This window comes from Nonomuraea sp. NPDC003709, from assembly GCF_040610775.1.
In the GTDB taxonomy this organism is placed as follows: domain Bacteria; phylum Actinomycetota; class Actinomycetes; order Streptosporangiales; family Streptosporangiaceae; genus Nonomuraea; species Nonomuraea angiospora_A.
This window is the reverse complement of the sequence record NZ_JBEXMW010000003.1, coordinates 408,195-423,972: the sequence shown is the minus strand read 5'-3', so window position 1 is coordinate 423,972 and position 15,778 is coordinate 408,195. Positions and strand designations below refer to the sequence as shown.

Below are 15,778 nucleotides of genomic sequence, written 5' to 3'. Positions count from 1 at the left end.
CCCTCCTCGATGGCCTTGTTCCGGCTGCTTCTACGACAGCCCAGGGCGGTGCGCGGCGAGGAGGTGGTCAACCGGTCAACTCGGTCAACTTTGCGCGCGACGTGGCATGGAGCTGCAGGATGGGCACATCATGAAGAGGTTCCGAACGCGAGCGGCCCCCACGACAGCGAGGTGAGCGGCATGACTCCGCAGCCGAAGCGCTCGAACCCCGTACTCGCCGCTTGCCTCGAGGAACTGGGCTGGAGCCCGAAGGCTCTGGCGCGCAAGCTGAACAAGGTCTTCGGACCGGGGACCGTCGCCGAGTCCGCCCCCTACCACTGGCGGGACTGCGCTAGCGTGCCCCGGTCTCCCCTGCCGATGATGACGGCGTACGTGCTTTCTCAGGAGATGGGAAGGGTCATCTCCGTCGGCGAACTATGGCAGGGAAGGGCGCCGGAGTCGCCCATGCTCGTCCCCGCGAGCGGCGGCCTGGAGCTGCCGTGGACCGCGCAAGCTCTTTGGAGGATCGTGGAGGACTGGGTGGTTGGAGGGCTCGTTGACCGCCGCCAATTTCTCGCCATTTCTGGATCAGGTCTGACCGCCGTCGTCGCCCATTACCTCGACGGCACCGCCGGACGCGGCGCTTACCTCCCGCTCCTCACGGTCGATGCCAGCGACGCGTCCCTCGTCGAGCAGATCGAAACCCAGCTTCCGCAGCTCCAAGCCCTTGACGACGAGCACGGCGGCGCGCGTCACCTCGGCTACATCGGCGCCCAGTTCCGCAGCATCGGACTCCTGCTCCACGAGGGAGGCCACCCGACCGCAGTGACAGCCAGGCTTCTCCAGGCACTGGCCGAAGTCGGCCAGCTCGCCGGCTGGATGGCCTTCGACGCCACCCATCACGGCCTGGCCCAGCGCTACTTCGCGACCGCCCTGCGAGCCGCTCACCAGGTCAACAACCTGCCGCTCTGCGCCCACATCCTCGCCGACCTGTCCTTCCAGGCCGCCAGCCGCGATCACCCCGCCGACGCCATCACCCTCGGTGAGGCCGCCCGCCGCGCCAGCGACGCCGCCCCGGCCGCCGTCCGGGCCTCGGTGCTCTCCCGCCTCGCGTTCGCGTACGCGACGGCGGACCGCTATACGGACTTCCAAAGAAGCCGCGACATGGCCCGCGAGCTCGTCGACGAGCCGCTCACCGGTCACGAGCCGCGCTGGATGTACTTCCTCACTCCCAACCACCTGGACTGCCAGGCGGGCTACGCCCTCATCCACCTCGGCATGACCAGGCAGCATGACGGCACCACGGCCAAGGCCCGCACTCTGCTCGGCCAAGGCATCGACCTACTGCAGACCGGTGCGCACAGCCGGAGCCACGAAACAACCCATCAACGACGAGCCCTGTACGAAGGCGCGTGGCTCGCCCTCGGCAACAGCGCCCGGGGCGAACTCGAATCCGCCTGCCAGATCGGGGAGATCACGGCCAGACGACTGCGCACCGTCCGCTCCCCTCGGAGCACAGACCTACTCCGCCGCCTGGCCGTCGACCTGCGCCGCCGCCAGCGCAACCCATACGTTCGTAGCTTCCTCCCCCGGCTTGAGCACGCCCTGCAGGCGACGAATCGGAGCTAGAGTCACCGAATATGACCTCTGACCGCGTTGTCGTAGTCGGGGCTGGTGTCTCGGGCCTGACCACTGCCATCGTCCTGGCCGAAGCCGGCCACAACGTGCACGTCATCACTTCTGAGCTTCCGGGTGTTACGTCTCTGTCCGCCGGAGCCATGTGGGGCCCGTATCTGGTCGAGCCCAAGGACAAGATCGACCGGTGGAGCCAGGAGTCCCTTCAGATCTTCCAGCGCCTCGCCGCAGACCCCGCCACCGGTATCCGGCTGACCAGCGGCATCGAGGCATCCCGTACCGCCCAGAACCCTCCGGACTGGGCCACCGTCCTCCCCGGCTTCCAGCCCTGCACCCGTGCCGAACTCCCCGAGGGGTTCACAACGGGCTACCGGTTCACAGTTCCGGTCATCGACATGCCGGCCTACCTCAGCTATCTCCAGCACCGACTCGAAGCGGCCGCCGTCACCATCGAACTCGGCACCTTGGCCGCCCTGAAAGAAGCACAACCGGCAGCCACCGTCGTCAACTGCACGGGCCTATCAGCACGGTCACTCGTGGACGATCCCCGCGTCCGTTCCATACGCGGACAGCACGTCGTGGTAACCAACCCCGGCCTCACCGAGTTCTTCTCAGAAGACACCGGCATGTCGCCTGATCTTCTATGCATCTACCCCCACGGCGACACCGTCGTCCTCGGCGGCACAGCCATCGACGGCGACGAGTCTCTTGACGTCGACCCCCTGGCTGCCGAAGCGATCCTCGCCCGCTGTAGAGCTGTCGAACCGCGTCTCGCGCAGGCCCGCGTTCTCGACCACCGCGTTGGACTGCGCCCCACGCGTGATCACGTCCGTGTGGAGGCGGATCCAGTCGTAGGCCGGACGCTGCTGCACAACTATGGGCACGGAGGAGCCGGAGTCACTCTTTCCTGGGGTTGTGCGTTCCACATCCGGAGTTTGGTCGGAGATCCATAGCGAGATCCAACTACGCCGTAACACCCCGGCTGAACGCCTCGCGACGGTCCAGGCGACCTGCGCCTAACCTAGGAGCGGCGGGAACTGGAGCGCCTGTTCCTGCAACCCCTGGTCACGGTGCCGTTTGCGCCAGCTCCTCAAGCTGCTGGACGACCTTGTCGATCGGCGCAGAAGCGTCAATCTCGACAGTGGAGGTGGCCCTGAGCAACGGCTCTACGTTGGCCAGGTCGCGCAGGATGGCCTCACGCTCCTCGGGGCTCTTGCCGAAGGGGTTGTTGGTTCGCGTCGCGATGCGGGCAAGCATGATCTCAGCGGGAGCCCTGGGCAGGACGACCTGATCGAATTGAGGATAGAACCGACCCTGATTGGATTTGCAGCCAGCCACGAAGAGGGCACCCTCACGGTGGTTGGCGAGCAGATCACTGATGGCCGACTCCCGCCACACCCAATCGGTGGATCCGTCCGGCAGGGTCACCCAACGGCTCCACTGGTCGGTGTCGGTATCGACGGCGCGATGACCCCGGGCCGCCAGCATCTCCAACGCCGTGGACTTGCCAGTGCCCGACATACCAGTGACCAAGATCTTCGCCATCAGCCCGAGACTACCGGACCAGCCTGGTCCCGGTCGGCTTCGTACCATCCATGTTGGCGATCCGCTGGCTTCCGGCTACGGGTTCGCGATCCTGCCCGGCAACCCCGCGGCGAAGTCCAGTGCCCACTCATCACGGCCGGCGGTCGTCATCCCCGCGCGCGTCGTACTGCTGATGTGATGCGCTCGCCGACTGGATCTCCTCGCAGGAGCGGTGAACAAATATCCAGTAATGATCGGCTGGCCATGGCAGGAACTGCCGGAGGGTGACGACTACCCTAGCTTGACAACTATAAGTAGTCGATCAACTCCTCTATGCAAGGACCTTGGTGGTAAGGGGCGATTTGACGAGTTCCAGACTGGTCATGTCCTTGGCGGCGGTACTCGCCGCCATGGCAACCGCCGTGACCGCATGCGCCAGCGACTCTCCTCCCGCACCGAGAGCTACAGCAGCGTTTCCCGCAACCACTCCAACACCGACTCCCAGTCCTTCGACGGACAAGGATGCCGTCCTGGCTGTGTACAGCGAGCTCTACCACGCCGGACCACGCGCCGAACATGCTCCTCCTACAAAGCGCAGGGCGATTCTTGAGCAGGTCGCGACGCAGCCCCTGTTGGACACGATGCTGAAGGGTATCGCCGCGCTTCGCGCCCAAGGTCGGATCACCTGGGGAGAGCCTGTCCTGCGCACCTACGACGTACAAGTCCAGGGTGACCGGGCGGCCCTGCACGACTGCCAGGACGCCCGGAAGGCCGGTCAGGCAGATGACCGGACAGGAAAGCGCCTCACCCACGGCATGCCCGCCACTCATATGGTCGCCGCCCTCACCAAGGGAGCAGATGGCGTGTGGCGGGTCGCGAAGATCGAGCAATTGGAAGAGCCTTGCTCGCCATCGGCATGACCCATCTCCTTGTCGCCGGCCTTGTCGTCTTCCCCGTGATGAAGGACGACGGCGACGGCGTTGGCGTGTCAGCTCAGCCCTTCAACTACCTCATTTGGGCCAACGAGAAGCCCCGCAGGGCATCCACTGTCTCGGCCAGCAAGAAGCCGAAGGTCACCTGTTCCCAACGGCGATGGTGGTACGTGAACGGGCTGAAGAAGGTAGGGGCAGAATCTCCTGATCCTGATCGCCCGCTCAGCACCGAGCAGCCCAAGGAGGGCGCCTGGTACGAGGTCCGGTGCTCCGATGGCTACTGGGACATCGTCTGGATCGAGAACAAGCAGTCTCCGAGGGCCGTTCGCGAGCGGCTCGCGCGCCGGGCATACGCGCGCATCCCGATCACACCCCCGGAGGTGCTGACCGCTCCACCGCGTGGCCGGGACGGGCTGGTCGGGCTCCCACACTGGTTCTACCTGGCCAAGGGGCAGTGGGTCCCCAAGTCCAAACGGCTGCACGCCGGGGCTGTCTGGGCCGAGGCCACCGCCACCCCGCAGCGGATGACCATCGACACAGGCGACGGCCACTCGCTGACCTGCAACGGCCCCGGAACCCCCTTCGACCCCTCGCTCCTGGCTGCCCAACAGCGCTCTACGTGTTCACATCTCTTTCTGCAACCGGCCCTGGCTCGCCGAGTGACTGTGTCCGTGACCTGGCGCGGTACCTGGCAGGGCTCAGGCGGTGCAGGTGGCGCGTTGCCGCCGATCATCAGGTCGGTCACGTTCCCGGTTCGCGTCGTAGAAGCCCAGACGCTCGTCACGGAGGGATAGACGTTGATGCTGCTTCAGCGGCTCTCGCCGCCCAGAGAAGCGGGCCAGGTGCGGCCCTTGCCTGGTCGGCGCAGCCCGATGATGCTCGTAGTGGGCGTCGCGTTGACCGCGCTGGGTGCTTTGGTGGCGTGGCAGGTGTACGGAGTCGCCAGCGAGCGGGTTCCGGTGCTGGCCATGGCTCGGGACGTACCGGTCGGCCAGCCGCTCCAGGCTCAGGATCTGCGTACGGTGGCACTCGGCCTGGACGCGGCGGTCCAGTCCGTGGACGCGGCCGGTAAGAGCGCGATGATCGGAAAGCGGGCTGCCATCGACCTGAAGGCGGGCAGCCTGCTGTCACCCGCGCACGTGACTGAGACACTGGTGCCGGCACCGGGTGAAGTGGTGGTGCCGGTGGCGCTGAAGCCCAGCCGACTGCCGGCCAGAGGCATCCAGCCCGGTGACCGCGTCGTAGCTACTGCCGTCTCATCCGGTGAAGCAGGCCACGGGCCGGCACAGGATCACCCGGCCAGGGTGGATCGGGTCGGCCAGCCGGACGCCGACGGGCTGGTCGTGGTCGACCTGATCGTCCCAGCAGCGGCCGGTACGGCTCTGGCCCGCCAGGCAGCTGATGGCCAGGTGGCCATCGTGTTGCAGTCGCGGGCCAGGTGAGCTGCCCATGCTGATCGTTCTGTGTTCGGGCGGACACAGCCCTGGCGTGACGACAGCCGGGCTGGCCCTGACTCTCACCTGGCCACGTGAGGTGCTGTTCGCCGAGTGCGACCCCGCTGGTGGCAGCGTCCTGTCCGGGTATCTGGTCGGTCATCAGCAGGATCGCGGCCTCGGCGAGTGGGCGGTGCAACTGAGGCGCGGCGCCGATGCGCCGGCTACGTTGGCTGAACAGGTGCTTCAGTTGGAAGACCGCCGGATCCTGCTGGGACTGGCCAGTCCCTCCCAGGTGTCGTCGGTCCAGCCGCTGTGGCCGGGCATCGCCGAGACCTTCGCCACCATTGGCGGGGACGTGATCGCTGACATCGGGCGAATCGGCGGCTCGGATACACCGACTCCGCTGCTGGCCAGAGCGGACAGAATCCTCGTCATCGCCCAGCCCACGCTACGAGATCTGTCCGCGCTCGCTCCTCGTCTGGCGGAGATCAACCACCGAGTCAGCCCACACATGTTGCTGACCGGTGATGGGCCCTATGGACGCCGGGAGGTGGCCAGGACGCTGGGCGTAGAGGTGGTCGGCCACCTTCCGCATGATCCGAAGGCGGCGACGATCCTGACGCACGGCGCTGGCAGCGAGCGGTACCTGTCGCGTTCCCTGCTCCTGCGGGCCGCCCGCTCGCTCGCGACCAAGCTGTGCGAACGGGTGGCGGCGTGAGTTTCGACGTACAGCGGGCGGTGCGGAAGATCCTCCCCCAGGTGACCGAGGCGCTCGACAGCGCCGCGGTTTCCGGTGACGAGGCTGTCCGGGAGTATGCACGGGCGGTCATCATCGACCTGGTCCACGAGTACGCAGACAGCAGGACTCTGGCCGGCCGGAACGTGCCCACCCTGCCGGAAGAGCGGCTGCTGGCCGAGGCGGTCTACAACGAGATCTTCGCCCTGGGACGCCTGCAGCCGTTCGTCGACGACCCCGACGTGGAGAACATCGACGTCAACGGCTGCGATCAGGTGTGGATCACCTACCGGGACGGCCGCAAGCTGCCCGGCCCGCCAATCGCCGACAGCGACGAGGAACTGGTGGGCAACGTCCGCCGATGGGCCGCGTACCAGGGCCAGACCGCTCGGGACTTCTCGATCGCCCGCCCGCGCCTGCACCTGTCGGTCGGACGGACGCGTATCGCCGCGCTGATGGGCGTCACACCGCGCCCGTGCCTGTCGATCCGCAGGCACGGGATGATCCACGCTGATCTGGACGATCTGATGGCCTCCGACACCCTGGACAAGGGCTGCCGCGCGTTCCTGGCCGCCGCCGTAGGCGCCCACAAGGACATCGTGATCAGCGGCGGCATGGGCGACGGGAAGACCACGTTCGCCCGGGCCCTGGCGGCCGAGATCGATCCGGACGAGCGGATCGCCACCGTGGAGAAGGAGTACGAACTCTTCCTTCACACTCAGCCCGACCGGCACCGGGACGTTCTCGCGCTGGAGGCTCGCGAGGGCAACACCGAAGGCTTCGGCGCGATCACCCTGCACCAGTTGATCGAGGACGCCCTGCGCTTCAACGCCCGCCGCATCATCGTCGGCGAGGTACGCGGAGACGAGCTGGTCCCGATGCTTGAGGCGATGAACACCGGCGGCGCCGGCTCCATCTGCACCATGCACGCCGACTCCGCCGACCAGGTGTTCGCTCGAATGCTGATCCTGGCTGGATCGGGTGGCCTGGCGATCGCGCCCGAGACGCTGTTTCGCACCATCGGCATGGCCGTGGACTTCGTTGTCCATCTGCGGCACGAGCTCCGCCACGACCTGGACGGGCTGGTCAACCGCCGCTACGTCGCCGAGATCCACGAGGTCCTGCCCCCGGCCGACGGCATGGAACCATCAGTTAACCGCGTCTACGTGCCAGGGCCGGACGGACGCGCAGTGCCGAACACGATCCCACAGTGCATGGACGAGCTGGTCACGGCCGGCTTCGACCCCAACCTGTTCACCGGAGGTTGGGCATGACCGGGTGGCTGGCCGCCCTGTCTGGAGCGGCGCTGATCGCGGGGCCACTGGTCGCCGTTGCCGGATCACGGCGGGTTCCGGTGCGCCCGCCCCGCCCGCCACGGCGCCGGATACCCCGGGCAACGGTCATGCCGTTGGCGTACGGGCTGGCCGCGTTCTGTGCCACGTGGTGGCTGACAGGCTGGCCGGTCGCCGCCGCTGGGGCCGCAGCGGGCGCGGTAGCGCTGCCGCGCATGCTGATCAGCCGCGACACCGTACGGCGGATCGAGCGGCTCGAAGCGCTGGAAGCCTGGATCCGGCACCTGGCTGACGTACTCGGCGGCAGCGCGGGCATCGAGGAGGCTCTGCGCTCCAGTGCCGACCACCCGCCCGCGCCGATCGCCACCGAGGTGCGAGCGCTGGCCCGCCGGCTCACTTACCGCGCCCCCACCGAACAGGCACTGCGCGCGTTCGCCGACGACCTCGCCGACCCGACCGGCGACATGATCGCCGCAGCACTCATCCTGGCCTGCCGGGCCCGTGGCCAAGGACTACGCGATGTCCTGCAACGCCTGGCCCGCACGGTCGCCAAGGACGTCGCTGCCAGGCGCGAGATCAACGCCGAACGCGCCACCCACCGTGTCACCGCCCGCTGGGTCGTCGGCGCGCTGCTCGGCTACACCACCTTCGCGTTGCTCAACACTACCTACGTCGCTCCGTTCGGCACGATCGGCGGGCAACTCGTGCTCGCGATCGTGATCGGCCTGTACGCGGGCGCGTTTGTCTGGCTGCACCGCCTGGCCAGGCCGCCGAAGGGGCACCGTTTCCTCAACGCCGCAGGTGGACCATCATGATCGGAATTGTGCTGGCCTGCGGCGCAGTCAGCGGCCTCGGAATCGCTCTCACCCTCGCCGCTGCCTTTCCAGCCCCGCCTGCGCTCGCCCCAGCGATGGAACGCCTCCGGCCAGGCACACATCCCGAACCCGAGCAAGACTGGAAGTCACGCCTGGTCAAGAGGCTCGCGGGAACGCTGATGGGCGCGCGAGTTCCACACACGGATCTGACGCTGCTCGGCAAGACACCCCACGACTACCTCGCCCAGAAGGCGTTGATGCTCGCCTTGGGGGCGGCCGGCCCATTCGTGTTCTGGGCGTGGTGTGCGCTGCTCGGCGTCACCTTGCCCTGGCTCGTCTCCTGGACGGCGTGCCTGGCGTTCGCCGTCGCGGTGTTCTTCGCCCCAGATGCGGCCATCCGCGGTCAGGCCGCCGAAGCACGCGCGGCGTTTCGGCAGGCCATCGTCGCCTACCTCGACCTGGTCGCGCTCGCCCGCGCCGCAGGAGCAGGACCTGCCGAGGCGCTGGAATCCGCGGCGAAGATCGGCCACGGGTGGACCTTCCAGCGACTGGCCCAGGCGCTGGATCCCGCGCGCCGGGGCACCGGCAGCGCGTGGGACGAACTCTCCCTCCTGTCCAAGGAGATCGGCGCCCCCGAGCTCGCGGACATGGCCGCCATCGCTCAGCTCGCCGGCACCCGAGGAGCAAGCATCCTCGACACCCTGATGGCCAAGGCACAGTCGTTGCGCGAGGCCGACCTGTCAGCCGAGGTCGCCAAGGCCAGATCCCGTACCGAGACCATGACCGTGCCAATGGCGCTGTCCGTCCTCGGATTCCTACTGCTGCTCGGCTATCCCGCCTTCGCGCGGATGACCGGCGGCTGACCCGTTTCCCGGAGGTACCCACCAATGATCTGTAACCGTGTACTCGCCGTTGCCACACGGCTGGAACTGCTACTTCGACGCGGTCAGAACCCCGAACGCGGCGCGTCGACGGTGGAATGGGTGATCATCGCCGCCGTGGTCTTCCTGCTGGCCATCGCCGTCGGCACGAAGATCACTTCTGTCGTCAACGAACAGCTCGCCAGAATCAAATGAGCGAACGCGAGCGAGGATCCGCGACGCTGGAGGCCGCCCTGGTCTATCCCGCAGTGCTCCTGCTCGTCATGCTCACCATGAACACCGCCCTGTGGTTCCACGCCAGAACCCTCGCCATGGCAGCCGCCCAGGAAGGACTGCGCGCCGGCCGAACCCATGGCTCCAGCCCGTCAGCCGGCCAGGCGACAGCCGAACGCTTCATCCGCGAGGTCGGCGGATCGTTCCTCGCTCACCCGAAGGTAGCTCTTACGCGCGATGCGGACACTCTCGAGGTGTCGGTCAGCGGCCAGGCCATCAGCCTGGTCCCTCTACTGACGCTCACCGTGACCCAGGTCGCCCGCGCTCCCATCGAGAAATGGACCACCAGCGGATGACTCGCGAGCGCGGATCGACAGCCCTCGAAATGGCCATCATCGCACCAGCGCTGATAGCGCTGCTACTGATGGTCATCGGGCTGGGCCGCGTCGCCCTCGCCCGCAGCGCTCTCGACGCCGCCGCCCGCGACGCCGCCCGGCAAGCCTCCCTCGCCCGCGATCCCACCACTGCCCGATCGGTGGCTATGACGAGCGCACGGGCAGCACTTGCTCGTGAAGGACTAGCATGCGCACCGTCGGTGACCGTGGACACCGCAGGCTTGTCCGCACCGCTGGGCAGGCCGGCCTCGGTGATCGCCCGAGTCTCCTGCGAGGTGAACCTGGCCGACCTCGCCCTACCAGGAATCCCCGGCACCAAGAACATCACCAGCAGCTTCACCAGTCCGATCGACCCTTACCGCGCACGAGGAGACCAGCCGTGAACGCGGAGAGAGGTTCGGTCACGCTGTTCACCGCAGTGGTCGCGTTCGCACTGCTGCTGTGCGCCGGGCTCATGGTGGACGGCGGCGCCAAGATCCAGGCCTACCGCGAAGCCTATGCCGCAGCCGAGGAAGCCGCCCGCGCCGGAGCCGGACAGATGAACACCGGCCACGCCTACGCCAGCGGCCAGTTCAAGATCGACCCCGCCCAGGCAGCGAACGCCGCCCGCGCCTACCTGTCCTCCGCCGGCCACACCGGCGCCGTCTCCACGGCCGGCAACCAGGTGCGGATCACCGTCACAGTGGCCAAACCCACCGTCCTGATCTCCCTGATAGGGATCAGCACCGTTTCCGCCACAGCCACCGCCACCGCGCGAATGTTCCACGGCATCGAACAAGGACAATCATGACGATGTACGGGCTGCGTCATCCACTGCTCGCCAGAATCGCCGCCGTCGCGGCACTCACCGGCCTGCTGGCCGGGATCCCCACCATCCTTCTGGTCTTCTTCTGGCCGATCGACCTGCCCACCCTCGACGACCTGGCCACTCCAGGCGAGCCCATCGTCATCAGGACATTGCTACTGGCCACGGTGTGGACCTGCTGGGCCCTGTTCGCCCTCGCGGTGACAGTGGAGCTCGTAGGCACGCTCCGCGCCCAGCGCAGCCAGGTACGCCTGCCATTCCAACGACTCGCCGCGTACCTGATCACCACCATCACGGTGGCCGCCACCGCGCCCATCGCCGCGCCTCGCGCCCTGATCCCAGCTGCAGCGATCGCCGCGACCTCCACGGAGATACACGATCACCCTGCGACCGGCGCATTGGACAAGGGCGAGACCGCGAAGCCGTACGTGACCTACGTAGTCCAGTCCAGAGACACCCTCTGGACGATCGCCGAAAAGCAGCTCGGCGACCCGATGCGCTACCGGGACATCATCGCCCTGAACCAGGGCCGCACCATGAACGACGGCCGCCCCTTCACCCAGGGCGAGTGGCTACAGGCCGGCTGCACCCTGCACCTGCCCGCCGACGCCAGGAAGCCTGAGCACACGCGGCTACGGACGCATACCGTCGCCTCGGGCGAAACCTTGTGGGGCATCTCCAAGCAGCACCTCGGACAGGGCATCCAGTACAAAAAGATCTTCAAGCTGAACAAGGGACGCCCACAGCCTGGCGGGACCCGGCTGACGGACCCTGACGTGCTGGAACCGGGATGGCGGCTGATCCTGCCCAAGCACGGACGCGCCACGCAGAAGACCAAGTCGGTCCACCGCCGCACCCTCCAACGGCACGCAGCCAAGCCAACTCACCGCACCCCTTCGTCGCACCACTCGGAGGACCCACCTAGCTTCCGAACCTCGTCATCTCCCCTCGCCACCGAGACGGGGCCCTCCTCCCGGGATATCGCCCCACCTCATCCGGCCACCGGAACAATCGCGCTCCGCCCCGTTCTCAACCCCGCCTCGCCCCACCCACCTGCTGAGCCTGCGCCACAGATCCCGAGACCCGCCGCAGTAGCGACCTCTCCCGAGGTGGTCATGCTGCCCCAGGGCGGGATGATGGCGCTCTCCTTCGCCGCGGGCATCGCCGTCGCACTCGCCGCCACCCGGCTCCACCGCAGGCGCCGTCTGCCCGCGCCGACCATCGACGAGCCCGTCAGCGTGCTCGCCCCAGAACCCCAATCCCCAGCCGTACGAGCGCTCGAACAGGCACACCGCAGCAGTGATCCAGAAGCGGCACCGCCGGACGACTTCGAACTGGTCAGCGCGGCATTCGAGATCGATCCACCCATCACGCTCAAAGCCGGAATCCGCAACGACAATCCAGTACATCTGCCCCTGTCCGGACTGAACCTGGCCCTCACCGGCACAGGAGCCGACGATTGCATCCGCGCCATCATCCTCGACCTGCTCACCCAAGCCGACGCCCACCGCGCCACCATCACCATCCCGATCCAAGACGCCGAACGCTGGTTCGGCGACACCATCACCACCCTGACCAACCACCTGCCCGAACTCCACCTGACCGCCACCCTCGACGAAGCCATCAACCACTTCGAAGAACAACTCGTCAGCCGCCGCGGCCTCCTCCAGGACTACGAGGCCGACGACATCCCCCAGCTCCGCCAATCCGAACCCGGCGAACCCCTCCCCGCCCTGCTGCTCGCCACCTCCTGTCCCGACGGCCACCCCTACCTGGACACCCTTCTGACCATGGCAGCCCACCTAGGGCTCGGAGCCGTACTAACCGGCCACTCATCATCAGGAACTACCTGCGAGATCGACAAGAATCACCACGTCAACGAAGCAACCGGCCCCATGGCCACCGAACTCCACAACGTCATGCTCTTCCACCTACCGCCAGATGCCGCAGCATCGGTGCTCCACACGCTCGCCACCGGCAACGGCATGCCCACCGAACACCCCGAACAACCAGCCGATCTCCCGATCCCACCGCCCAGCACGACACCCCAACCAGTACGGTTCACCCTCCTGGGAGAACCCGCGATCGACGTACGCGGCACACCCGTGGACCTCACTCGACGCACCAAAGCACTCGAACTGTTCGTCCTCCTCGCCCTTCACCCGAAGGGACTGGACCGCGAGGAGATCTGCGAGCGTCTATGGCCCGACCTGGAGGAAACCCTGGCCGGCTATCGCTTCCACGCCGCCCTCAAAGACCTGCGTACCGCCCTACGCGACGCCTCCACCCCTGACGACAAGAAGGCCCATTTCATCGAACGTAGCGGCAAGACCTACCGCATCGAGCCCCAACACATCGATGTCGACCTCTGGGCCTTTCACCAAGCACTCGCCGACGCCCGTACCGCCACCAACGCACAGGAAAAGCTCACAGCCTTGGAAACCGCCGCATCCCTATGCCGCGGACAGTTCGGCAAGGGCCTCAAATACGACTGGCTCGATCAGGACCACCGCTGGCCGCTCACCATCGCCAGCGTCAAAGCCCTCCTCCAGCTCGGCGCCCTCCACGAACACGCAGGACATGATGAACGAGCCCTGGAGATCTACGATCAGGCCTGCGCCCTCGACCCCGACATGGAAAGCGCCGCTCGATCGACCATCCGCCTCCTGATCACCCTCGGCCGCACCGACGAAGCCCGGCAACGCGCCCGCCATCTCAGAGCCCGCCTCAATACCCTCGGCGTCACCCCCTCCCCCGAAACCCAAACCGTCCTAAACCAACTGAACGCCCCTGCAAACCCGCCATACAGGCTTTAGCAGCTGCGCGCTGGCTACAACCGTCCGGCAACAAGGCGCTGGTGCCTGCCCACGTCACCTTGTGAAACTGGCCAGCTTGCGTTGGCCTGCGATCGAGTCTGAAGGCATAGCCCAGCGGAGCTTGGAACCGTACCTGGTTGGACCCTGAACTGCCTCCAAAGGCACTCGTGCCACCCATCAACTCCGTACCCTAGGTACACCGCCACCGACAAACATCGCCGCCAGGCACACCGCGATAGCCTTCGCCTCCTCGACGGAGTTAGTAGACCCAGCATTTCTAGAGAGGAGCGCAGGCAGGTGAAACAGCACCCCGCTGTTGCACAACCGAAGGAAAACGGCGCCTTCCGCCGATTAACTCGCAGGTGAACAAGTGTCGGCCCCGCGCACGCGGGGGTGTTCCGACCTCGCCCTGCCGCAGGCCGATTCCCGAACCGTCGGCCCCGCGCACGCGGGGGTGTTCCCTTCCTGCCCGACATCGCCGAGCTGTTCGGCTGGTCGGCCCCGCGCACGCGGGGGTGTTCCCATGATCGTGAACTCCATGACGGGCGGGAACTCGTCGGCCCCGCGCACGCGGGGGTGTTCCGCGTCGCGGGAACGAGATCCAGCGGAGCGCCCTGTCGGCCCCGCGCACGCGGGGGTGTTCCGCGGTTCGTCCGGCCTCGCATCCACCGTCGTTGGTCGGCCCCGCGCACGCGGGGGTGTTCCACCTCATGAGCGGCATTCTGCAGACGGAGCAGCGTCGGCCCCGCGCACGCGGGGGTGTTCCCCCGTGGTGACCCATTTGCCAGGCGGCTCTTTTGTCGGCCCCGCGCACGCGGGGGTGTTCCGATGAACGCCTTCCGGTGCTTGCGGCGTGCCTCGTCGGCCCCGCGCACGCGGGGGTGTTCCAGTACGGGGAGTACCGTGCCCAGTTGGTGAAGGCGTCGGCCCCGCGCACGCGGGGGTGTTCCCCCGGGCGCCCGCGCGCTGATCGTCCGCAAGACGTCGGCCCCGCGCACGCGGGGGTGTTCCGTTCGCCTGCGTCTCCGCGACCCTGTTCGCGACGTCGGCCCCGCGCACGCGGGGGTGTTCCATGGCGTACGACACTTTCGGGGCTGAGAGTTGCGTCGGCCCCGCGCACGCGGGGGTGTTCCGCTCGCGGTGATCGAGCTCATGGTGCTGGATGCGTCGGCCCCGCGCACGCGGGGGTGTTCCGCGCCGCGGCGGACGGCCGACCGTTCTGTTTGGGTCGGCCCCGCGCACGCGGGGGTGTTCCCCAGGCGATGATGGTCTCGGTGTCGCGGCTCGAGTCGGCCCCGCGCACGCGGGGGTGTTCCGGTGTGGGCCGTCATCGACGAGCCTGTCCTGTGGTCGGCCCCGCGCACGCGGGGGTGTTCCGCAGGTACGCGGCATCGGCGAGGCTTTTTGGTCGTCGGCCCCGCGCACGCGGGGGTGTTCCGCGTCGTCTCGCGGCCGAGAAGGCCCATCGGAAGTCGGCCCCGCGCACGCGGGGGTGTTCCGTCGCGGGCCGCGATGGTGCGCGCGCTCTGCGAGTCGGCCCCGCGCACGCGGGGGTGTTCCGATTGCGTCGTAGTTCCTACGGCCCTCTTCCGTGTCGGCCCCGCGCACGCGGGGGTGTTCCCAGCCTCCGCGTGGAGGCCCCGGGGAGGTCCCGTCGGCCCCGCGCACGCGGGGGTGTTCCGCAGCGGCGGCGGGTCCGGCAGGGCGGCCACGTGTCGGCCCCGCGCACGCGGGGGTGTTCCCTTGTGCACGGCATCCGCAAAGACGTGCATGGCGTCGGCCCCGCGCACGCGGGGGTGTTCCCCATGAGCGACACCGCCATCCACGTCGTTCCCGGTCGGCCCCGCGCACGCGGGGGTGTTCCGCTCCTCATGAGCTGGTCGTGCTGGGCGCGATTGTCGGCCCCGCGCACGCGGGGGTGTTCCTAGAGGCGTGGCCTGGCCGGGCGGTTTCCCCGTGTCGGCCCCGCGCACGCGGGGGTGTTCCGGAGGTCACGCGTTGGATGGAGGCTACGGAGTAGTCGGCCCCGCGCACGCAGGGGTGTTCCCTCCGAGCTGACCGGCGAGCCGGCTCTCTACGCGTCGGCCCCGCGCACGCGGGGGTGTTCCGCTCGAATTTGATCTGTGGATGCCGTCCAGTGGGTCGGCCCCGCGCACGCGGGGGTGTTCCCCGATCACCCCAGGTCCGCAGAACCAGAGCAACGTCGGCCCCGCGCACGCGGGGGTGTTCCAAGAGTTCACCGAATGATCCGCCCAGCGCGAGGGTCGGCCCCGCGCACGCGGGGGTGTTCCGCAGGAACGCTCGATCGCCGAATCGAAA

At 67.8% G+C, this 15,778-nt stretch carries 15 protein-coding genes and 1 CRISPR repeat array; of the genes, 14 read left to right on the top strand and 1 reads right to left on the bottom strand.

The window, feature by feature from the left end:
• Positions 1-180 precede the first annotated feature (180 nt).
• Positions 181-1,608 carry a carph-isopro domain-containing protein gene (locus tag ABZX61_RS10580; protein WP_355193359.1) on the top strand — a complete coding sequence of 476 codons (1,428 nt, stop codon included), beginning with the start codon at positions 181-183 and terminating at the stop codon, positions 1,606-1,608.
• Positions 1,609-1,619: 11 nt separating this feature from the next.
• Complete coding sequence (locus ABZX61_RS10575) at positions 1,620-2,567, top strand: FAD-dependent oxidoreductase (RefSeq protein WP_355193357.1); 948 nt, start codon at positions 1,620-1,622, stop codon at positions 2,565-2,567.
• 112 nt (positions 2,568-2,679) lie between these two features.
• Here ABZX61_RS10575 and ABZX61_RS10570 read toward each other — a convergent pair whose 3' ends face one another.
• The gene (locus ABZX61_RS10570; RefSeq protein ID WP_355193355.1) at positions 2,680-3,159 is read right to left on the bottom strand and encodes an AAA family ATPase; all 480 of its coding nucleotides are present in this window, start codon (positions 3,157-3,159) and stop codon (positions 2,680-2,682) included.
• A gap of 515 nt (positions 3,160-3,674) precedes the next feature.
• Between ABZX61_RS10570 and ABZX61_RS10565 the strand changes: the two genes are divergently transcribed.
• From ABZX61_RS10565 to ABZX61_RS10510, 12 genes are all read left to right on the top strand, one after another.
• Complete coding sequence (locus tag ABZX61_RS10565) at positions 3,675-4,058, top strand: hypothetical protein (protein ID WP_355193353.1); 384 nt, start codon at positions 3,675-3,677, stop codon at positions 4,056-4,058.
• Complete coding sequence (locus ABZX61_RS10560; RefSeq protein ID WP_355193351.1) at positions 4,040-4,864, top strand: hypothetical protein; 825 nt, start codon at positions 4,040-4,042, stop codon at positions 4,862-4,864. The genes ABZX61_RS10565 and ABZX61_RS10560 overlap by 19 nt, the downstream gene beginning before the upstream one ends.
• 90 nt (positions 4,865-4,954) lie before the next feature.
• A complete protein-coding gene (locus ABZX61_RS10555) occupies positions 4,955-5,512 on the top strand; it encodes an SAF domain-containing protein (protein ID WP_355193350.1) in 558 nt (185 codons plus the stop codon).
• Positions 5,513-5,519: 7 nt separating this feature from the next.
• The gene (locus tag ABZX61_RS10550) at positions 5,520-6,224 is read left to right on the top strand and encodes a hypothetical protein (protein WP_355193348.1); all 705 of its coding nucleotides are present in this window, start codon (positions 5,520-5,522) and stop codon (positions 6,222-6,224) included.
• Complete coding sequence (locus ABZX61_RS10545; protein WP_355193346.1) at positions 6,221-7,516, top strand: CpaF/VirB11 family protein; 1,296 nt, start codon at positions 6,221-6,223, stop codon at positions 7,514-7,516. The genes ABZX61_RS10550 and ABZX61_RS10545 overlap by 4 nt, the downstream gene beginning before the upstream one ends.
• A 128-nt stretch (positions 7,517-7,644) precedes the next feature.
• A complete protein-coding gene (locus ABZX61_RS10540; RefSeq protein WP_355193344.1) occupies positions 7,645-8,349 on the top strand; it encodes a type II secretion system F family protein in 705 nt (234 codons plus the stop codon).
• 179 nt (positions 8,350-8,528) lie between these two features.
• Positions 8,529-9,212: a type II secretion system F family protein gene (locus ABZX61_RS10535; RefSeq protein ID WP_355193342.1), complete on the top strand. Its 684-nt coding sequence runs from the start codon at positions 8,529-8,531 to the stop codon at positions 9,210-9,212.
• A 24-nt stretch (positions 9,213-9,236) separates the two neighbouring features.
• The gene (locus tag ABZX61_RS10530) at positions 9,237-9,425 is read left to right on the top strand and encodes a hypothetical protein (protein WP_355193340.1); all 189 of its coding nucleotides are present in this window, start codon (positions 9,237-9,239) and stop codon (positions 9,423-9,425) included.
• Positions 9,422-9,799, top strand: a complete 378-nt coding sequence (locus tag ABZX61_RS10525) for a TadE family protein (RefSeq protein WP_355193338.1) — start codon at positions 9,422-9,424, stop codon at positions 9,797-9,799. Before ABZX61_RS10530 ends, ABZX61_RS10525 begins: the two co-directional genes overlap by 4 nt.
• Positions 9,781-10,221 (top strand): TadE family protein, encoded by a 441-nt coding sequence (locus tag ABZX61_RS10520; protein WP_355193336.1) that lies wholly within the window; start codon positions 9,781-9,783, stop codon positions 10,219-10,221. Before ABZX61_RS10525 ends, ABZX61_RS10520 begins: the two co-directional genes overlap by 19 nt.
• Positions 10,218-10,628, top strand: coding sequence for a pilus assembly protein TadG-related protein (locus ABZX61_RS10515; protein ID WP_355193334.1), 411 nt, complete (start codon positions 10,218-10,220; stop codon positions 10,626-10,628). Before ABZX61_RS10520 ends, ABZX61_RS10515 begins: the two co-directional genes overlap by 4 nt.
• The gene (locus ABZX61_RS10510) at positions 10,625-13,459 is read left to right on the top strand and encodes a LysM peptidoglycan-binding domain-containing protein (protein ID WP_355193332.1); all 2,835 of its coding nucleotides are present in this window, start codon (positions 10,625-10,627) and stop codon (positions 13,457-13,459) included. The genes ABZX61_RS10515 and ABZX61_RS10510 overlap by 4 nt, the downstream gene beginning before the upstream one ends.
• A 372-nt stretch (positions 13,460-13,831) precedes the next feature.
• A CRISPR array of direct repeats spans positions 13,832-15,750; the repeat unit is 28 nt; unit sequence GTCGGCCCCGCGCACGCGGGGGTGTTCC.
• Positions 15,751-15,778: the final 28 nt, after the last annotated feature.